This is a genomic window from Flavobacterium saliperosum (genome assembly GCF_900100625.1).
GTDB lineage: Bacteria > Bacteroidota > Bacteroidia > Flavobacteriales > Flavobacteriaceae > Flavobacterium > Flavobacterium saliperosum.
This window is the reverse complement of record NZ_FMTY01000009.1, coordinates 13,295-29,754: the sequence shown is the minus strand read 5'-3', so window position 1 is coordinate 29,754 and position 16,460 is coordinate 13,295. Positions and strand designations below refer to the sequence as shown.

18 protein-coding genes are annotated in these 16,460 nt (G+C 38.4%); 12 read left to right on the top strand and 6 right to left on the bottom strand.

Annotation, left to right across the window (positions count from 1 at the left end; all coding sequences use genetic code 11):
- Positions 1 to 15: 15 nt before the first annotated feature.
- Positions 16 to 2,076 carry a M1 family metallopeptidase gene (locus BLQ05_RS12925; protein WP_023576918.1) on the top strand — a complete coding sequence of 687 codons (2,061 nt, stop codon included), beginning with the start codon at positions 16 to 18 and terminating at the stop codon, positions 2,074 to 2,076.
- A gap of 69 nt (positions 2,077 to 2,145) precedes the next feature.
- On the top strand, positions 2,146 to 3,891 hold the full coding sequence (locus BLQ05_RS12920) for a hypothetical protein (protein ID WP_023576917.1): 1,746 nt from the start codon (positions 2,146 to 2,148) through the stop codon (positions 3,889 to 3,891).
- A gap of 46 nt (positions 3,892 to 3,937) precedes the next feature.
- Here the strand turns inward: BLQ05_RS12920 and BLQ05_RS12915 are convergent, their stop codons facing one another.
- Positions 3,938 to 4,456 carry a DUF7935 family protein gene (locus BLQ05_RS12915; protein WP_023576916.1) on the bottom strand — a complete coding sequence of 173 codons (519 nt, stop codon included), beginning with the start codon at positions 4,454 to 4,456 and terminating at the stop codon, positions 3,938 to 3,940.
- A gap of 99 nt (positions 4,457 to 4,555) precedes the next feature.
- Here BLQ05_RS12915 and BLQ05_RS12910 point away from each other — a divergent pair, with 99 nt between their 5' ends.
- The 4 genes from BLQ05_RS12910 (at position 4,556) to BLQ05_RS12895 (ending at position 9,053) form a co-directional block, all read left to right on the top strand.
- Positions 4,556 to 5,728 (top strand): carboxypeptidase-like regulatory domain-containing protein, encoded by a 1,173-nt coding sequence (locus tag BLQ05_RS12910; RefSeq protein ID WP_023576915.1) that lies wholly within the window; start codon positions 4,556 to 4,558, stop codon positions 5,726 to 5,728.
- A 119-nt stretch (positions 5,729 to 5,847) separates the two neighbouring features.
- A complete protein-coding gene (locus tag BLQ05_RS12905; RefSeq protein WP_023576914.1) occupies positions 5,848 to 8,178 on the top strand; it encodes an ATP-dependent helicase in 2,331 nt (776 codons plus the stop codon).
- Positions 8,179 to 8,184: 6 nt separating this feature from the next.
- Positions 8,185 to 8,397, top strand: coding sequence for a hypothetical protein (locus tag BLQ05_RS12900; RefSeq protein ID WP_035654642.1), 213 nt, complete (start codon positions 8,185 to 8,187; stop codon positions 8,395 to 8,397).
- 35 nt (positions 8,398 to 8,432) lie between these two features.
- Positions 8,433 to 9,053 carry an L-threonylcarbamoyladenylate synthase gene (locus BLQ05_RS12895; RefSeq protein WP_023576912.1) on the top strand — a complete coding sequence of 207 codons (621 nt, stop codon included), beginning with the start codon at positions 8,433 to 8,435 and terminating at the stop codon, positions 9,051 to 9,053.
- Positions 9,054 to 9,169: 116 nt separating this feature from the next.
- On the opposite strand, the gene BLQ05_RS12890 is transcribed toward BLQ05_RS12895, so the two are convergent.
- The 3 genes from BLQ05_RS12890 to BLQ05_RS12880 all read right to left on the bottom strand — a co-directional run bounded on the left by BLQ05_RS12890 (position 9,170) and on the right by BLQ05_RS12880 (position 11,537).
- Positions 9,170 to 10,003 carry an OmpA/MotB family protein gene (locus BLQ05_RS12890; RefSeq protein ID WP_023576911.1) on the bottom strand — a complete coding sequence of 278 codons (834 nt, stop codon included), beginning with the start codon at positions 10,001 to 10,003 and terminating at the stop codon, positions 9,170 to 9,172.
- 76 nt (positions 10,004 to 10,079) lie between these two features.
- A complete protein-coding gene (locus tag BLQ05_RS12885) occupies positions 10,080 to 11,075 on the bottom strand; it encodes a glycosyltransferase family 2 protein (protein ID WP_023576910.1) in 996 nt (331 codons plus the stop codon).
- A 12-nt stretch (positions 11,076 to 11,087) separates the two neighbouring features.
- A complete protein-coding gene (locus tag BLQ05_RS12880) occupies positions 11,088 to 11,537 on the bottom strand; it encodes a type I restriction enzyme HsdR N-terminal domain-containing protein (RefSeq protein ID WP_023576909.1) in 450 nt (149 codons plus the stop codon).
- Between the two features lie 70 nt (positions 11,538 to 11,607).
- On the opposite strand from BLQ05_RS12880, the gene holA reads away from it, so the two are divergent.
- Complete coding sequence (holA, locus tag BLQ05_RS12875; protein WP_023576908.1) at positions 11,608 to 12,612, top strand: DNA polymerase III subunit delta; 1,005 nt, start codon at positions 11,608 to 11,610, stop codon at positions 12,610 to 12,612.
- A 120-nt stretch (positions 12,613 to 12,732) separates the two neighbouring features.
- Positions 12,733 to 12,891: a FeoB-associated Cys-rich membrane protein gene (locus BLQ05_RS13805; protein ID WP_023576907.1), complete on the top strand. Its 159-nt coding sequence runs from the start codon at positions 12,733 to 12,735 to the stop codon at positions 12,889 to 12,891.
- 59 nt (positions 12,892 to 12,950) lie between these two features.
- Here the strand turns inward: BLQ05_RS13805 and BLQ05_RS12870 are convergent, their stop codons facing one another.
- Positions 12,951 to 13,661, bottom strand: a complete 711-nt coding sequence (locus BLQ05_RS12870; protein ID WP_023576906.1) for a hypothetical protein — start codon at positions 13,659 to 13,661, stop codon at positions 12,951 to 12,953.
- Positions 13,662 to 13,767: 106 nt separating this feature from the next.
- Complete coding sequence (locus tag BLQ05_RS13930) at positions 13,768 to 14,031, bottom strand: hypothetical protein (RefSeq protein ID WP_425307080.1); 264 nt, start codon at positions 14,029 to 14,031, stop codon at positions 13,768 to 13,770.
- 152 nt (positions 14,032 to 14,183) lie between these two features.
- Between BLQ05_RS13930 and BLQ05_RS12860 the strand changes: the two genes are divergently transcribed.
- From BLQ05_RS12860 to BLQ05_RS12845, 4 genes are all read left to right on the top strand, one after another.
- A complete protein-coding gene (locus BLQ05_RS12860) occupies positions 14,184 to 14,627 on the top strand; it encodes a hypothetical protein (RefSeq protein ID WP_023576905.1) in 444 nt (147 codons plus the stop codon).
- Positions 14,628 to 14,803: 176 nt separating this feature from the next.
- Complete coding sequence (locus BLQ05_RS12855; protein ID WP_023576904.1) at positions 14,804 to 15,256, top strand: Gmad2 immunoglobulin-like domain-containing protein; 453 nt, start codon at positions 14,804 to 14,806, stop codon at positions 15,254 to 15,256.
- A gap of 94 nt (positions 15,257 to 15,350) precedes the next feature.
- Positions 15,351 to 15,761, top strand: a complete 411-nt coding sequence (locus BLQ05_RS12850) for a hypothetical protein (RefSeq protein ID WP_023576903.1) — start codon at positions 15,351 to 15,353, stop codon at positions 15,759 to 15,761.
- A 74-nt stretch (positions 15,762 to 15,835) separates the two neighbouring features.
- Complete coding sequence (locus BLQ05_RS12845) at positions 15,836 to 16,384, top strand: glycosyl-4,4'-diaponeurosporenoate acyltransferase CrtO family protein (RefSeq protein ID WP_023576902.1); 549 nt, start codon at positions 15,836 to 15,838, stop codon at positions 16,382 to 16,384.
- Positions 16,385 to 16,460 lie beyond the last annotated feature (76 nt).

Below are 16,460 nucleotides of genomic sequence, written 5' to 3'. Positions count from 1 at the left end.
TCAGATTTATAAAACATGAAATATATATTCCTCTTTATAACTTCATTTGTTTTCGCACAACAAACCAAAAAAGTCGATTTTATATCACTTAATGCCCATTTGACCCCAAATGCAATTGAAAAATCCGTTACGGGAAAGGTGGTTTATGATTTTGTGGTGAAGTCTAAGATTGATACCATAAAAATCGATGCGGTGCGAATGGAATTCAGTGAAATGAAAATCAACGGAAAAGCGGTTCCATTCAAAAATTCAGGAAAGTCGTTGAAGATTTACAAAGGTTTTAAGAAAGGAAAAAACAAACTGGAGTTTTCCTATTCGGCCCAGCCAAAACAAACGATGTATTTTGTGGGAGACGCTTCTAACGGACAAATTTGGACTCAGGGACAGGGAAAATACACCAGTCATTGGCTGCCCAGTTTTGACGATGTAAATGAGAAGGTCATTTTTAACGTATCGGTTGATTTCCGAAATGATTTTGACGTGCTTTCCAACGGCGTATTGAAAAATGTCGGCTATAACAGTAAAGAGAACATCAAAACCTGGAACTATCAGATGCAACAGCCGATGAGTTCCTATCTGGTTATGCTCGCCATCGGAAAATTTGTAAAACAAACCGAAATTACAGCTTCCGGAACACCATTGGAATTTTATTTAAGGGAAGAAGATGCTTCAAAATTCGCGACAACTTACAAGTATTCTAAAGAGATATTCGATTTTTTTGAACGAGAAATAGGCGTGAAGTACCCGTGGGAAGTCTACCGTCAGGTTCCGGTAATGGATTTTTTGTATGCCGGAATGGAAAATACGAGTGCTACGATTTTTGCACAGGATTTTGTGGTGGATGAAATTGGGTTTAACGACCGAACCTATGTGAACGTGAATGCGCACGAGCTTGCCCATCAGTGGTTTGGCGATATGATTACAGCCCAATCCGGGAAGCATCATTGGTTGCAGGAAGGATTTGCTACCTATTATGCTTTATTGGCTGAAAAAGAATTGTTTGGCGAAGATCATTTTAATTTCGAATTATACCAAACGGCCGAAACCTTGCAACGGGCTTCCAAAAACGATACAATTCCGCTGATGAATGAAAAAGCAAGTTCGCTGACGTTTTATCAGAAAGGTGCCTGGGCGTTACATTATTTGCGTAGGAATATCGGAGAAGAAAACTTTCGGAAAGCGGTTAAAAATTATCTGAACAACTACGGATTCAAAAACGTCAATACCGATGATTTTCTGGCTGAGGTCAATAAAGTGTCCAAATTCGATACCAATGCATTTAAGAAAGTATGGCTGGAACAATCCGGTTTTGAAGTACAGGAAGCCTTGGCAATATTGAAGAAAAACAAATTCATTTCCGATTATCTGGCGCTGACCGAACAGTTTGAAACGCCTTTTTCCGAAAAGCAAAAGCAATTTGAAACGATTTTTGGTTCGGATGCTTTTTATCCATTGAAAGAAGAAGTGATTTATCAGCTTCAGGAAGTGCCGTTTGAAGAGAAAAAAGAATTGCTTGTAAAGGCGATGCAGACCAACAATCTCAAAGTCAGACAAGCAATTGCCGTAACAATGAAGCAAATTCCATTGGATTTCAAATCGGAATACAGTACGCTGTTAAATGACGCTTCCTATCTGACTAGAGAAATGGCGTTTAAAAATCTGATGGCGCAGTTTCCGGAAAACCGTATCAGTTTGTTAGATAAAACTAAGGATTGGGTTGGCTTTAACGATAAAAATTTAAGAGTAGCCTGGCTAACGATGGCTTTAGCGACAAAAGACTATCAAAACGAGAATAAGGTAACGTTTTATGATGAATTATTGACCTATTCCACACCGAAGTTTGAAGCTAATACCAGACAAAATGCCATTGTGAATTTATTGTTTCTGAATAAAGCCGATAAAAACGTATTGCCCAATCTCGTAAACGGATTAACCCACTACAAATGGCAGTTTACCAAATTCTGTCGGGAGCAAATAAGGGAAATGGTGAAACAGGATACGTTTAAAAAATACTTTGAAGAATTGCTTCCGACTTTGCCAGAGCGTGAAAAAGTACAATTGCAGAAATTACTGTAAGTTTTTTTCTTTCTTTAACATAATTGAAACATTTATTTCGTCATCTTTGTAAGTATAACACTTCAATTTATGAAAAAACACTTCAGGTTTTTAACATTTTTGCTTTCCGCTTTATTCATAGTAGGTTGTAACCCGAACGATGACGGTTCTTCAAGTAATGCTAGTGATCCATTTACTCAAAATTTCGGTGCTGCCGTTTCCCGTGATTTCATGGGGCAGGTGGTTGATCAGTATGGTGTTGCCATTCAAAATGCTGAAATTAAAATTGGAAATAAAACGACACAGACGGATGTCAATGGTGTTTTTATCATAAAAGGCGCAGGAGTTTATAAGCGGTTTGCCTATATCACTTCAAAAAAATCAGGTTTTATAGACGGTTCAAGAGCAATGGTCCCTACAAGTGGCATAAATAATGTAAAAATTATGATGATTGCCAATACTCCGGTACAAATCATTTCATCGGGTGTCGCAAGCGAAGTTACATTGCCTAATGGTACAACCGTAAATTTTGACGGGGCTTTTCAGGACGAAAATGGTAATGCTTACACGGGTGATGTTCAGGTAGCGATGTACCATTTGGAAGCATCAAATGAAAACCTAAGCAGTCTCATGCCGGGAATGCTTTATGCAAAAGATGAAAGCGGTGCCGAAAAAGTTTTGGAAACTTACGGAATGATGAATGTGGAACTAAAAGGAAGCAACGGACAAAAACTTCAGATAGCGTCAGGACATACTGCAGGAATATCAATGGCGATTGATGCTACTCAATTAGCTACTGCCCCAAACACTATCCCGCTATGGCATTTTGACGATGCAAAAGGATATTGGATAGAAGAAGGTAGTGCAACAAAAGTTGGTAATGCTTATGTTGGAACGGTTTCCCATTTTTCATGGTGGAATTGTGATATTCCTAATTCTACAATACTTCTAACTATAAATATACATGATAATAACGGTAATCCTTTGGTAAACCAGATTATAGAATTAACGGATCAGAATGGTTACAGCACTTTCGGATTAACCGATAGTAATGGACAAACATCCGGGCTAATTCCCGAAAACAGTTCTTTGGTTTTACAGGTGTATGCTTCCAATTATTCTACAATTATCTACAATTCAGCAATTGGACCTTTCGTAACAGACGCTGTTGTAAATATTGTAATTGAAGGTTCCCCCGCACTAATATTTAATCAAGTTACAGGAAACTTAGTGAATTGCGAAAATACTAACGTGACCAATGGATATATGATGTTGATAAGAGAAGGTTATTCGTCGTTCTTTTTCCCGGTTAACAATGGGCAATTCAGCTTTAACACGGTGCGAACATCAGCAAATGAGACATTTTCATTAAGAGGTGGTGATTATAATACCTCCAATTATTCTGAAGCAATAGTGTATAGTTATTCAAATTCGGCCACTACAAATGTTGGCAATTTTGCGGCCTGTAATCCTATTACTGAATTTATTTCCTATCAGATAGACAGTAATCCTACGGTGATAATGCAATCTAATTTAACTTTTACGATTGACATGAACAATTACCTTTCTGTTTTCGGAAGAAACAATGAATTAGGAAAAGAAATCAGTATAGATGGACAAGCCGGCGGTACAGGAGCCAATGCGATGCTGGGCTTTGTTTTACAGGGAACAGACTTTGGAGTGATAAGATCAGGTGGAACAAATACAATTACCTATAATGCTGCACCTATAGGGGCGGTAGGTACTTACGCCGATGTAACGTTTAACGGGACTTTCACGGATACGACCGGAACGCATACTCTTTCAGGATTGATTCACGTCATAAGAGACAATTAAATAAAAATGATAACAAAAAAGCCCTGAAAATTTCAGGGCTTTTTTGTTATCCGATAATTTCGGTGATTTCATTTTTGATGAAGGACAACGCTAAAACGGTTGGCGATTGGCTTTCCATTAAATCCGTTAGAATCATCTCTCTCAGTTTATCCGCGTTTTCAGCTTTCAACGTTGTTTTACGGATGGTTTGGATAATCGTGTTTTTGGCTGTCAGAATGATATTCCAGCACTCATCCGAAATATACACCTGTTGCGTCAAGTTGTGCTCGAATTCCTGTTCGATATGACGAATCAAAAGCGCCTCATAATCGTTTTTATCGGTAGAAAGCGGCGCAATGCGAACCAATAACTTTCCGGGATTGATACGCTCCAAAAACAACGCCATGCGCTCATAAGCCTGTAAACGCAAAGGCAACGCTGTTTTTTGTGATTCTTTGTGTAAAAGAAAACGTCTTCGACCTTCTTCGTTTTTTAAATACGAATTAAAAAAGTAATACGCCACTCCGCCGGTAATTACCGAAGGAAGGGAATAGGCTGCTATTTCAATGATTTTTGAGTAATCCATTTTTTTTGTTTTATTTCTACAAAAATAAAATAATATTGATAGTATGATTATAACCTTGTAATCTTTTTAGTTATTTTTGTTAGACCTCAAAAGAAACTTATGAATAAGGGTTTACTGGTTTTTCTGTTTTTTGTGTCTTTCAATGTTTTCTCTCAGAATGTTGAAATCACTGTAGCCTTAAAGGATTACGAAACAAACCTTCCCATTGAAGATGCTTCCATTACGGTACTGAATACCAAACAGGGATTGGTGAGTAACAAAGACGGTATTTTTAAAATTTCATTGGAGAAACCATCAAAAATTCAAATTTCACACACTTCCTACAAAACCATTACGGTCAATTCGGCGTCCTTAAAACTGAAGGAGAACATCATCTACATGGACAGCAGTAACAAAACGTTGGAAGAAGTTATTATTACCACAAAACATCCGCAGGAGATTTTAAAGAAACTGGTTCAGAATTCCAGCGATAAACTGACTATTCCGGTAAATCTCAAAATTTATGTGCGGGAGTTTTTTAAACGCAACGACAAGTACACGTCTTTTAATGACGGACTTCTGAATTTTTACATTCAGGGAAGGCCAACAAACGTCAAAACGGATATTCTGGTGGAACAAAACCGGTTTTATGGACTTATTGATGATGTGGTTGACGAAAGTACGTTAGGGTATAATTTAAACGACATCATGGGCAATTATTACGAATTTAAATATCTGAATAAAGTAGTCGAAGCCTACTCGAAGAAAAAATACGAATACGAAATTAAAACCTATCCGGGAAACGACGATTATTATATCATGAACATCCGACCGTTGATTGAAATCGACGAGTATTTACCCGATTTTTTTGTGGTATACGATTACAAAAAGAACATCATCATCGAAATCAATTCTTCAGTTCTTACCGAACGTTATGAATTCAAAGGGGTAACGGATTTTTTAGTGATTAAAGGAAAGATTTTCAATTCGGTTTTCAATGCTACTTACAAATACGACGGTAAGAACTATTATTTGGCGTATTCCAAAGAAGAAATTGGTTTCAAAACAACCAATAAGAAAAAAGAAGAGGAGCGAATCGAAGTCAAAAATTATCTTGTAACTACTAATTTTGCTACCAAACCGGTTCCCTACGACAAAGAAGATGTCTATAAAGAAAAATCACTGTTTAACAAACGAAATACGATTCTAACCAACTATTGGGAATTCGATTCCGGACTGACACCAACGGAAGAAGAAAAGCAAATCATCGAAAGCCTGGCTAATAAATTGTAGAAAATAATATATTAAGACATTCAACACTTGAATGTCTTTTTTTTATATTTATTTTTGTCGATTATAATATCATAAACTAAGAAATACAGTTTACTTTGAGACTCAGCGATTCCAATAAAATGCAACAAATAATAAATCAGCTTAACGAAGCGCAACGTGCACCCGTACTGCAAAAAGACGGCCCGATGATTGTCATTGCCGGTGCCGGATCAGGCAAAACACGTGTACTTACCGTTCGTATTGCCAATTTGATTCACCTCGGCGTAGATGCGTTTAATATTTTATCACTGACGTTTACCAACAAGGCGGCACGTGAAATGAAAAAACGTATCACCGATATTGTTGGAGCCGAAGCGAAAAACCTCTGGATGGGAACCTTTCACTCGGTTTTCGCCAAGATTTTACGAATCGAAGCCGATAAATTGGGTTATCCGAGCAACTTCACCATTTACGATGCTCAGGATTCCGTGCGACTGATTGGTCAGATTATCAAAGAAATGCAATTGGATAAGGATATTTATAAACCTAAACAGGTTTTCAGTAGAATTTCCTCATATAAAAACAGTCTGATTACCGTTAAAGCCTATTTCAATAATCCGGAACTGATGGAAGCCGATGCGATGAGCAAAAAACCGCGTATGGGAGAAATCTATCAGAATTATGTGGAGCGTTGCTTCAAGTCGGGTGCGATGGATTTCGACGATTTGTTATTGAAAACCAATGAGTTACTGAATCGTTTTCCGGATGTTTTGGCGAAATACCAAGACCGTTTCCGTTATATATTAGTAGATGAGTACCAGGATACGAACCATTCACAGTATCTGATTGTACGTGCATTATCCGATCGATTTCAGAACATTTGTGTTGTAGGAGATGACGCGCAGAGTATTTATGCCTTCCGTGGAGCGAACATCAACAACATTCTGAATTTCCAAAAGGATTACGAAGGAGTTCAGACTTACCGATTGGAGCAAAACTACCGTTCGACCAAGAATATTGTGGAAGCAGCCAATACCATCATCGATAAGAATAAGGTAAAATTGGATAAAATTGTTTGGACCGCCAATGATTTCGGACCGAAGATTAAAATTCACCGCAGTTTAACCGATGGGGAAGAGGGCCGTTTTGTGGCAGCAACCATTTTCGAAGAGAAAATGCAGAAGCAAATGATGAACGGGCAATTTGCCATTTTATACCGAACCAACGCACAATCCCGCGCGATGGAAGATGCCTTGCGAAAAAGAGACATTCCGTACCGAATTTACGGTGGATTGTCGTTTTACCAACGTAAGGAAATCAAAGATGTATTGTGTTATTTACGTTTGGTAATCAACCCGAAAGACGAAGAAGCTTTGGTACGTGTTATCAATTACCCGGCACGAGGTATCGGGAATTCAACGATTGAGAAGCTTACCGTTGCGGCAAATCATTACAAGCGTTCCATTTTTGAAGTGATGGAGCACATCGATAAAATTGATTTGAAACTGAATTCGGGAACCAAAAATAAGTTACAGGATTTCGTAATGATGATTAAGAGTTTCCAGATTATCAACGAAAATCAGGACGCCCTTTATCTGACCGATCACGTTACCAAGAAAACAGGATTGATTCAGGAACTGAAAAAAGACGGAACACCGGAAGGTATTGCGCGTATTGAAAACATAGAAGTTTTAATGGGCGGTATCAAGGATTTCATCGAAGGACAGAAAGAAGTGGACGGTGCTCGTGGTGCCTTATCGGAATTCCTGGAAGATGTTGCTTTGGCAACCGATTTGGATAACGATACCGGTGATGACGACCGGGTAGCGTTAATGACCATTCACCTGGCAAAAGGTTTGGAATTCCCAACGGTTTTTATCGTAGGAATGGAAGAAGATTTGTTCCCGAGTGCGATGAGTATGAATACCCGAAGCGAACTGGAAGAAGAACGCCGTTTGTTTTACGTAGCCTTAACCCGCGCGGAACATCAGGCGTATTTGACTTATGCGCAATCGCGTTACCGTTGGGGGAAACTGGTAGACAGCGAACCTTCGCGTTTCATCGAAGAAATCGATTCGCAATATCTGGAATACTTAACGCCGGTGGAAACGAATTACCGTTACAAACCGATGATCAATACCGATATTTTCGGCGACGTGGACAAATCAAAATTGCGCCTGTCAAAACCGGTAACAAGAACACCACCCAAATATATTACGGATAACGAACCGAAACCTAACTTAAATATTCGTAAATTGAAGCCTGTTTCGGGTTCAGCGCCAAGTGCTTCCCCAAATTTGTTTGACAATAAACTGGCTGTCGGAAATGTGGTAATGCACGAACGTTTCGGAAAAGGTCAAGTCCTGAATTTAGAAGGGGTAGGTGCCGATAAAAAAGCCGAAATCAAATTTGAGGTGGGCGGAATTAAGAAGTTATTGTTGCGATTTGCTAAATTGGATGTGATAGGTTAAAAAAACATGGAAAAAATAATTAGATTATTTAAAGAAATCAATTGGAAGACAGTTTTGTATTGGTTTGTCTTTATGTTTTTATTTAATGTGATTTTGTTTCCTTTAGTGTTTACAAAAGAACCAATTACATTAAGTAAGGTCATTACAGGATTTGTAAGTTGGTTTATTTTTGGAATTATAATGAGTTTTATTTCTAAACCCAAAGGTGCTGCAAAATAATAAATGCAATTTTTTAAATTTTTCAACTGAAAACGATGGCTCAATTCATAAAAATATACCCGGAAAACCCCAACGAAGCGGCAATAGCCAAAGTGGTAAAAGTGCTTAAGGAGGGCGGACTGATTATCTATCCGACAGATACCGTTTACGGATTGGGTTGTGATATAACCAATACCAAAGCGTTGGAGCGTATTGCAAAAATCAAGGGAATTAAGCTGGAGAAAGCGAATTTCTCATTCGTATGCAGCGATTTAAGCAATATTTCCGATTATGTGAAACAGATTGACACTTCCACGTTTAAGATTCTTAAAAGAGCCTTACCCGGACCATACACCTTCATTTTACCTGGGAACAACAATTTGCCGAAAGAGTTCAAAAAGAAAACCACGGTAGGTATTCGTGTGCCCGATAACGAAATCGCTTTGGAAATCGTTCGTCAGTTAGGAAATCCGATTGTTTCCACATCGATTCATGATGAGGATGAGGTTTTGGAATATACCACCGACCCCGAACTGATTTTCGAAAAATGGCAAAACCTGGTCGATTTAGTGATTGATGGCGGTTACGGCGACAATTATGCGTCAACGGTTATTGACTTATCCGAAGGCGAACCTGTTGTCATTCGTGAAGGAAAAGGAAGTTTGGATGTACTTTAGAGGATAGAAAGAAGAGAATAGAAGATATAAAAAAAACGCCCTGAAAGTTATCAAGGCGTTTTTTTATATCTAAGAAGTCTAAGAATCTAAGAAGTCTAAAAATCTAAGAAGTCTGATTACTTACTCAAAGTCTTCATTTCTTTCTCAATCATGTCGTAAAACTGATCGATTTTCGGCATGATGATAATTCTTGTTCTTCTGTTTTTCGCTCTGTTGGCTGGCGAATCGTTATCCACTAAAGGAATGTACGAACTTCTTCCGGCAGGGATTAATTGTTTCGGATTCACACCCAAGTCTTTATTCAAAACCCTTACTATGGAAGTTGCTCTTTTTACGGATAAATCCCAGTTGTCTAACAATACCGCATTTTTAATCGGCACGTTATCGGTGTGACCTTCGACCATACATTCGAAATCGGGTTTGCTGTTGATTACTTTGGCCACCTTGCCCAAAACACCTTTGGCTCTGTCGCTTACTTCGTAACTTCCTGATTTGAATAAAAGGTTATCGGCAATGGAAATCATCACAACACCTTTTTCCACATTAATGTTGATGTCCGGATCGTCAATACCCACTTCACGTTTCAGGCTGGTAACTAAAGCTAACGTAACGCTGTCTTTCTTGGTTAAGGCATCCTGAAGTCGGGAAATTTTCAAATCCTTCTCTTTCAGGCTTTCTAGTGATTTTTCAAGATTCTGAGCACCTTTTGTAGTTAAAACAGTCATTTCTTTGGAACTGTTAATCAGATCGGTGTTGTTTTGTTTCAGGTATTCGTTCTGACTGCTTAAGGCGTCTTTTTCGGTCAAACAGGTATTCAGTTTAACGGTACAGGTATTTAATAAATCCTGAATTTCTTTGTTTTTGGCTTCTAATTCGGCAATTTTCTTTTTCGTTCCACACGATGTAAGCGTAATTGCAGCTACTGAAAGGATAATAAAGAATCTCTTCATGACTAATGATTTTAATTTGATTTACAAAGTTACTGAGTTCCCAAAGGGCTGAAAAGTTTAAAACGATAAACTAATGTTAAAAATTAACATCAAAAACCTTACCGTTTTTAAGAAAGTAACGATAAACAATCGAATTTATTTTGTAGTACTTCTTGGTCTGAATCCCTTCCCGTTTGCCTAAAAACTTGAAAATGTGGAAGTAAAAATAAAAATGTGCCTCCAAAACAGCCCATAAATGTTTTGGTTTTCCCTGTGTTAAAAAACGAATCCCGGCTACTCCGTCTAGGACTAAGCGAATGAATAGGGCTGGAAACATTTGTCCTTTCGGAAGGTTTTTCAACATCATCCAAAGGGAATTCCGGAAGTTGAGGAATGTTTTTCGTGGATTTCCAGCTTCTAAAGTGGCACCGCCCACATGATATACCGTTGAGGTTCCACAGTATTTGATAACGTGTCCTTTGTTTACCGCACGCCAGCACAAATCAATCTCTTCCTGATGCGCAAAAAAATCGGGATCGAAACCGTTCAGTTCGCGATAAACGGCTTTACGGATAAAGAAACACGCTCCCGAAGCCCAGAAGATTTCAACAGTATCGTTGTATTGTCCGTTATCTTTTTCAATGGTTTCGAAGATACGCCCGCGGCAGAAAGGAAATCCGTATTTGTCGATGAAACCACCGGCAGCTCCTGCATATTCAAAGTAGTCTTTGTTCTTAAAATCGAGTATCTTCGGTTGGATGATGGCGGTAGTTGGTTCGTTGTCAAATAGGGTAACAATCGGCTGCAACCAGTTTTCGGTGACTTCGATATCCGAATTGACTAACGCATAAATAGGTTCTTCGACAAACTGAAGGGCTTCGTTATAACCTTTCGCAAAACCGAAATTAGCAGTATTTTCGACAATCTTCACCGAAGGAAAATTAGCTTTTACAAACTGTACAGAGGCATCCGTAGAAGCGTTATCGGCAACATATACCGTAGCTTCAGGAGAGTATTGTAGAACCGAAGGTAAAAACTGTTCCAATAGTTTTACGCCGTTCCAGTTTAAGATGACTACTGCTACTTTTTTCAAAAGATGTTTTGGTTATTTGGTTATGAAATCAGGCAAATCAGGAAGAAACTGATACTGCTCGTTTTCGAAATCCATCTGACAAAAATAATGATTTAGTCCGTTGGTTACCATTAAATAATCAGCTTTGAGTGTCATATTATAGCGGGCAATCTGATCAAAGGTGTTTTGCGAGATGGGAACTTCCGGTGCTTTGCATTCTATCAGTAGAAATATGCTGCCATCGGGTTTAAAAACTACGGCATCATAACGTTTTGTAATGCCGTTTATTTTCAGCACTTTTTCAACGTTGATATACGATTTAGGATAATTTTTATCGGATAGCAGAAACTGAACCACGTGTTGACGCACCCATTCTTCGGGAGTGAGAACCACAAATTTTTTACGGATTTCATCAAACACAGCGACTTTATTTTCACTATTTTTGAACCGAAACGTATACGCAGGGAAATTCAGTTTTTGCATGAAGCAAATATAATTTTAAATTGAATTGCAAACAACTGATTACTGAAGACTGTATACTGACTACTGAATTATGGACGAAGTACTTAGAATCATCAAGGACATACAAGCCGGAAACATCAAACCGATTTACTTTTTAATGGGCGAGGAGCCGTATTATATCGATAAGTTATCGGAGTATATCGAAAACAATATTTTACAGGAACATGAGCGCGATTTTAACCAAACGGTGTTGTACGGACGGGATGTGACCATTGAAGATATTGTAGGGAATGCCAAACGTTTCCCGATGATGGCCGACCGTCAGGTGGTGATAGTGAAAGAAGCGCAGGAATTGTCCCGAACGATTGACAAATTGGAGTCCTATGCTGAGAACCCACAACCTTCAACGGTTTTGGTTATCTGTTACAAATACAAAACGCTGGACAAACGCAAGAAAGTAACCAAGACTCTGGATAAAGTGGGCGTGGTATTCGAAAGTAAGAAGTTGTATGAAAATCAGGTGGGTGATTGGATGAAACGGGTTTTAGCCGGAAAGAAAATCAACATCGAACCGAAAGCCGTAGCAATGTTCGTAGATTTCTTAGGCACCGATTTAAGTCGGATTGCGAATGAGATTGACAAACTGGCAATTATTTTAAAGCCCGGGGAAACCATTACGCCGGCAATTATTGAGGAAAACATCGGTTTCAGTAAGGATTTTAACCCGTTTGAGTTGCGTAAGGCAATCGGGGAAAGAAACCAACTGAAAGCGTATCAGATAGCGGATTACTTCGCACAAAATCCAAAAGACAACCCGATTGTGCTGACTATCGGACTGGTGTTCGGATTCTTTACACAATTATTACAGTATCACGGACTGAAAGACAAGAGTCCGGCCAACGTGGCTAAGGTGTTGAAAGTAAATCCGTATTTCCTGAAAGATTATGATGTGGCGCTGAAGAATTATCCGATGAAAAAAGTGAGCGCTATTGTAAGTACGCTTCGCGATATTGATGTGAAAAGCAAAGGAGTGGGCGCAAACAACATTTCGCAACATGATTTACTTAAAGAGATGCTGGTTAAGATATTTAATTAGTAACTTAGTAGTTGAGCAGATTGTATAAGACAGAAAGTAAAAGCAGAAAAGTAACTTGGCGAACCTTGCGAAATCTTTGTGAACTTTGCGGTTAAAATTAAAAATTAATAATCGAACGTTATGGAAATTAATTGGAAATTATTAGGCATTGTTGCGGTTGTTCTGATGTTGGTGATTGTGTATACGATCCGAAAAAATCAGAAGGATAAGAAGGAATACACGGATTTTCTAAACAACGAATATAAAAAAAAGATTGAAAACGAGACTGAAGAAAGGTAATCCGTATTCTTTTTATGGTACAAAGGGACATTCCGTAACGGGTGTCCCTTTTGTTTTGGTTATACACTGAAATTTAATCCTTTAATGAGTTTGTATTCCTCCGAAGTACTGCCGTATTGTGCCTTGACCATTTCTTTAATGCGGGAAGTGGTATCGGCAAGGGTTTTGAAACCGTTGCGGCGTTCGTTGATTTTTGGCTGATAGGCACTGAATTTATGCGTTACTGTATTGTTTGCAGTTGCGGCATGGGTATGCAGGGTATTGAGTGCCGGAATTTTAATGGCTACGTTGGCTGGGTCGTACTCGGGGCCGAATTGTTGTAAGAGCGTGATGATGTCGGAGAAATTTTGTAACTGACTACCATAGGATCTTTCGGAACGACTGATGGAATCCTGCGTGGAGTTCGCCGTAACTGGAACCGGTTTTTCACCTCGGATTTTTTTTACGAATGAGTTCACATCGATGTATTGTTGTGAAGTGACACCATTTTTTGCTCTTATATACGAGTTAACCAACGTAAGGGTTTTGGTAAGGGAATCCGGATTGAGCATGAAGGTTTTTTTGCGAAGGCGCACTGCTTCCGAAAATTCATGATGCGTTACCGTGTGTTGCGATTGGGTACTGCTTAATTGGGTAACAAGGTTTTGGAATCCTTCAGGAGTGAGTTCCGGGATACCGGGATTATAGTTTTGGAAGGTGCTGATGAACTGATAAAACTGTTCGGCTCTTGCGAGACGGGCGGCATAAGATGCCTGTGAGGGTGTTGCCATGTTGTGTGGTGTAACGATTAGTATTTTCTTTTTAATCCGTAGGAATTATTGCGCAAAAGTAAAAAAGGTTTTGTGAAAACGAAACAGTTATTGTAAGAAATTTTAATCAATAGTGTAAAAAAAATGTTTTGTTTGTGCTAAAAGTACTTCGGCAGGCCAATGCAGGAGTCGGGCAGGTCAATGCAGGAGTTCGGTAGGTCAATGCAGGAGTTCGGTAGGTCAATGCAGGAGTTCGGTAGGTCAATGCAGGAGTTCGGTAGGTCGATGCAGGAGTTGGGCAGGTCGATGCAGGAGTTGGGTAAGTCAATGCAGGAGTTGGGCAGGTCAATGCAGGAGTTGGGTAAGTCAATGCAGGAGTTGGACAAGGCAAAAATGTGAATAACTCACGGGTAGTGTTGATAAGAAAATTCGGAATGTATGTTGGTTTTTTGTAGTTTGGCAGTGTGAAACTGAAAAGTAATCCGCTGTTGATTGGATTGTTTTTAGTGGTTCTAGACAGTAATTAATTTAAATACAATTCAAATGGAAATTAAATTTACAAAAAACTTTTTTTTACTCTTTTTCATTTTTTTCTTAAATATGAATAATGCCCAAACTAGTGTTTTAAATGATGTGGAAGCAGTCAAAGGTGTGTCAAAACAAGTCACACAGCTTTTTAAAGATAATAAAATTAATGAGGCATTTAAAGTTATTAAAGCGCATTGGCCATTGCCAGAAAATGAAATTGATAATTTAGAAACCCAAACAATCCAATCCCTAAATTTAATCTCTCAAAGGTATGGAAAACTAGAGGGAACAATTAAAACTGGAGAACAAAATATTAGGGAAACTGCTTTTAGAGAAACATATCTTTTGAAGTTTGAAAATACCGCACTAAGATTAATATTCACTTATTATAAAAACAATAAAGGATGGATTGTTAATGGTTTTAAGTGGGATTCTGATTTTGAAAATGAATTCAAATAACTAATTCTAACAATTTTTTTGCGAAATTGAAACTTTAAGACTTTAATGATTGAAATTTTGTATTGGTAGACTTAATCTTGGTTTGATAAATGGGGATGATTGTTGCATAAAATTCGTAAAACCCGAGGCGTTGGCAACCATTTATTTTACAAAGTGCATTAACAACAGAAGACACCATGAAACGATTATTTTGGATAGCAATTATTTTACTGGTTTCCTGTAATAAGGAAAATAAAAAGGCAACGCCGGCTGATGAAAATTTAACAACCAGCGATACGGTAAGCACAACAAAAACAGCGGCACCTGATTCAGTAGCACCACAAAAATATTCCAATAAACGTTTTAGGGAAGTAACTGTAGAGAAAGTGAATAACAATACATTCCGGGTTAGAGGTGAAGGCCAGATTTTTGAAGCGAATTTTTGCTGGGTAGTTGAAGATGGACATTATGAATTGAAAAACGGTTTTGAAATGATCGACGCCGGGGCACCGGAATGGGGTAAATTTGATTTCACATTTGAGATTTCGAAGCGCGATGAAGACACAACCTTAACTCTGATTTTATACGAAATAAGCGCGAAAGACGGAAGCCGGCAACATGAATTGCCAATCACTTTATTATTACCATAACTAACATCAGTATAGCGCAAGCGAGTTCAGACACAAATAGCTATGGAGTTTCAAATGAAGCTACCCTAGAATTACAATAATAAAATATGATCTCATGAAAGAAAAATTCAAAACCCTACAAATTATTCATCTTGCCATTTGTGCCGGAGTAATCATCGTTTATTTACTGTTAGGCCGGTTTTCAATCGACAAACTAAAAATCGATGCAATCGATTCCTCAGAAATCATCTATGCGGCTATACCGGTGTTGGCTTTCGTTTTGAGTAACTTTCTGTTCAAATCTCAATTAAAGCAAATCGATCCGAAAGCAGGACTCAACGATAGATTACCCGTTTATCAAACCGCTTCGATTATCAGATGGGCCATTCTTGAAGGCGCTGCTTTTATGTTACTGTTCTTAAAACCTGATTTTATGATTTTGGGTATACTGATAATAGCCTATCTTGTTTTTTTGAGACCTACTGAAGATAGAATTACCAGTGATTTTGAAAGTAGTGTATTGTAAGAAACAATGTGATATAACATCAGTTTATGGAAAAAAATGTCATGGTAACTGTCTGTTAACCTAAAAAACATAACATGCGTAAAGCCATCTTAATTTGTCTGAACCTGATCATTACCATCCTGTTGGTCTACGGACTCGTGAGTAGGATAGGACTGCAGGGTTTTTTGTTTGCCTGGATGCTCAATCTGGTATTGATGATGTGTGTTTTCTTCTTTACGGAAACGCTGAAATCGGAACTCAAATCAAAATACTACAGCGAAAAAGAGTGGGAAAGGAAGGGAAAAATCTATGAATCCTTGGGTGTTAACGGTTTCCGGAAAGTACTGGTTTGGATTGGTTGGGAAAAACTCAACAAAAAAGCGAATCCTGTCAAAAAGAACCTGAAAGCCTTACTTCATTTGGAATACCGCACAAGACAATCCGAATTGGGGCATCTCATTATCTTTTTTATTGTTACCGGTTTCACCATTTACGTCGCTTTGACATTTGGACTTTTAGCTTCTTTGTGGCTTTTCATTTTAAATATCGTACTCAATCTGTATCCGATAGTACTGCAACGGTATAACCGACCAAGACTTAGGAGAGCCATTGCTTTAAGTCAATACCGGAAAGAACGGACGTAAATTAGGTTATTAGGCAACTACGGAAACTACACCTCTTTTTGTATATTTGGGTAAGGGATAAAAAAACGGAACGGGA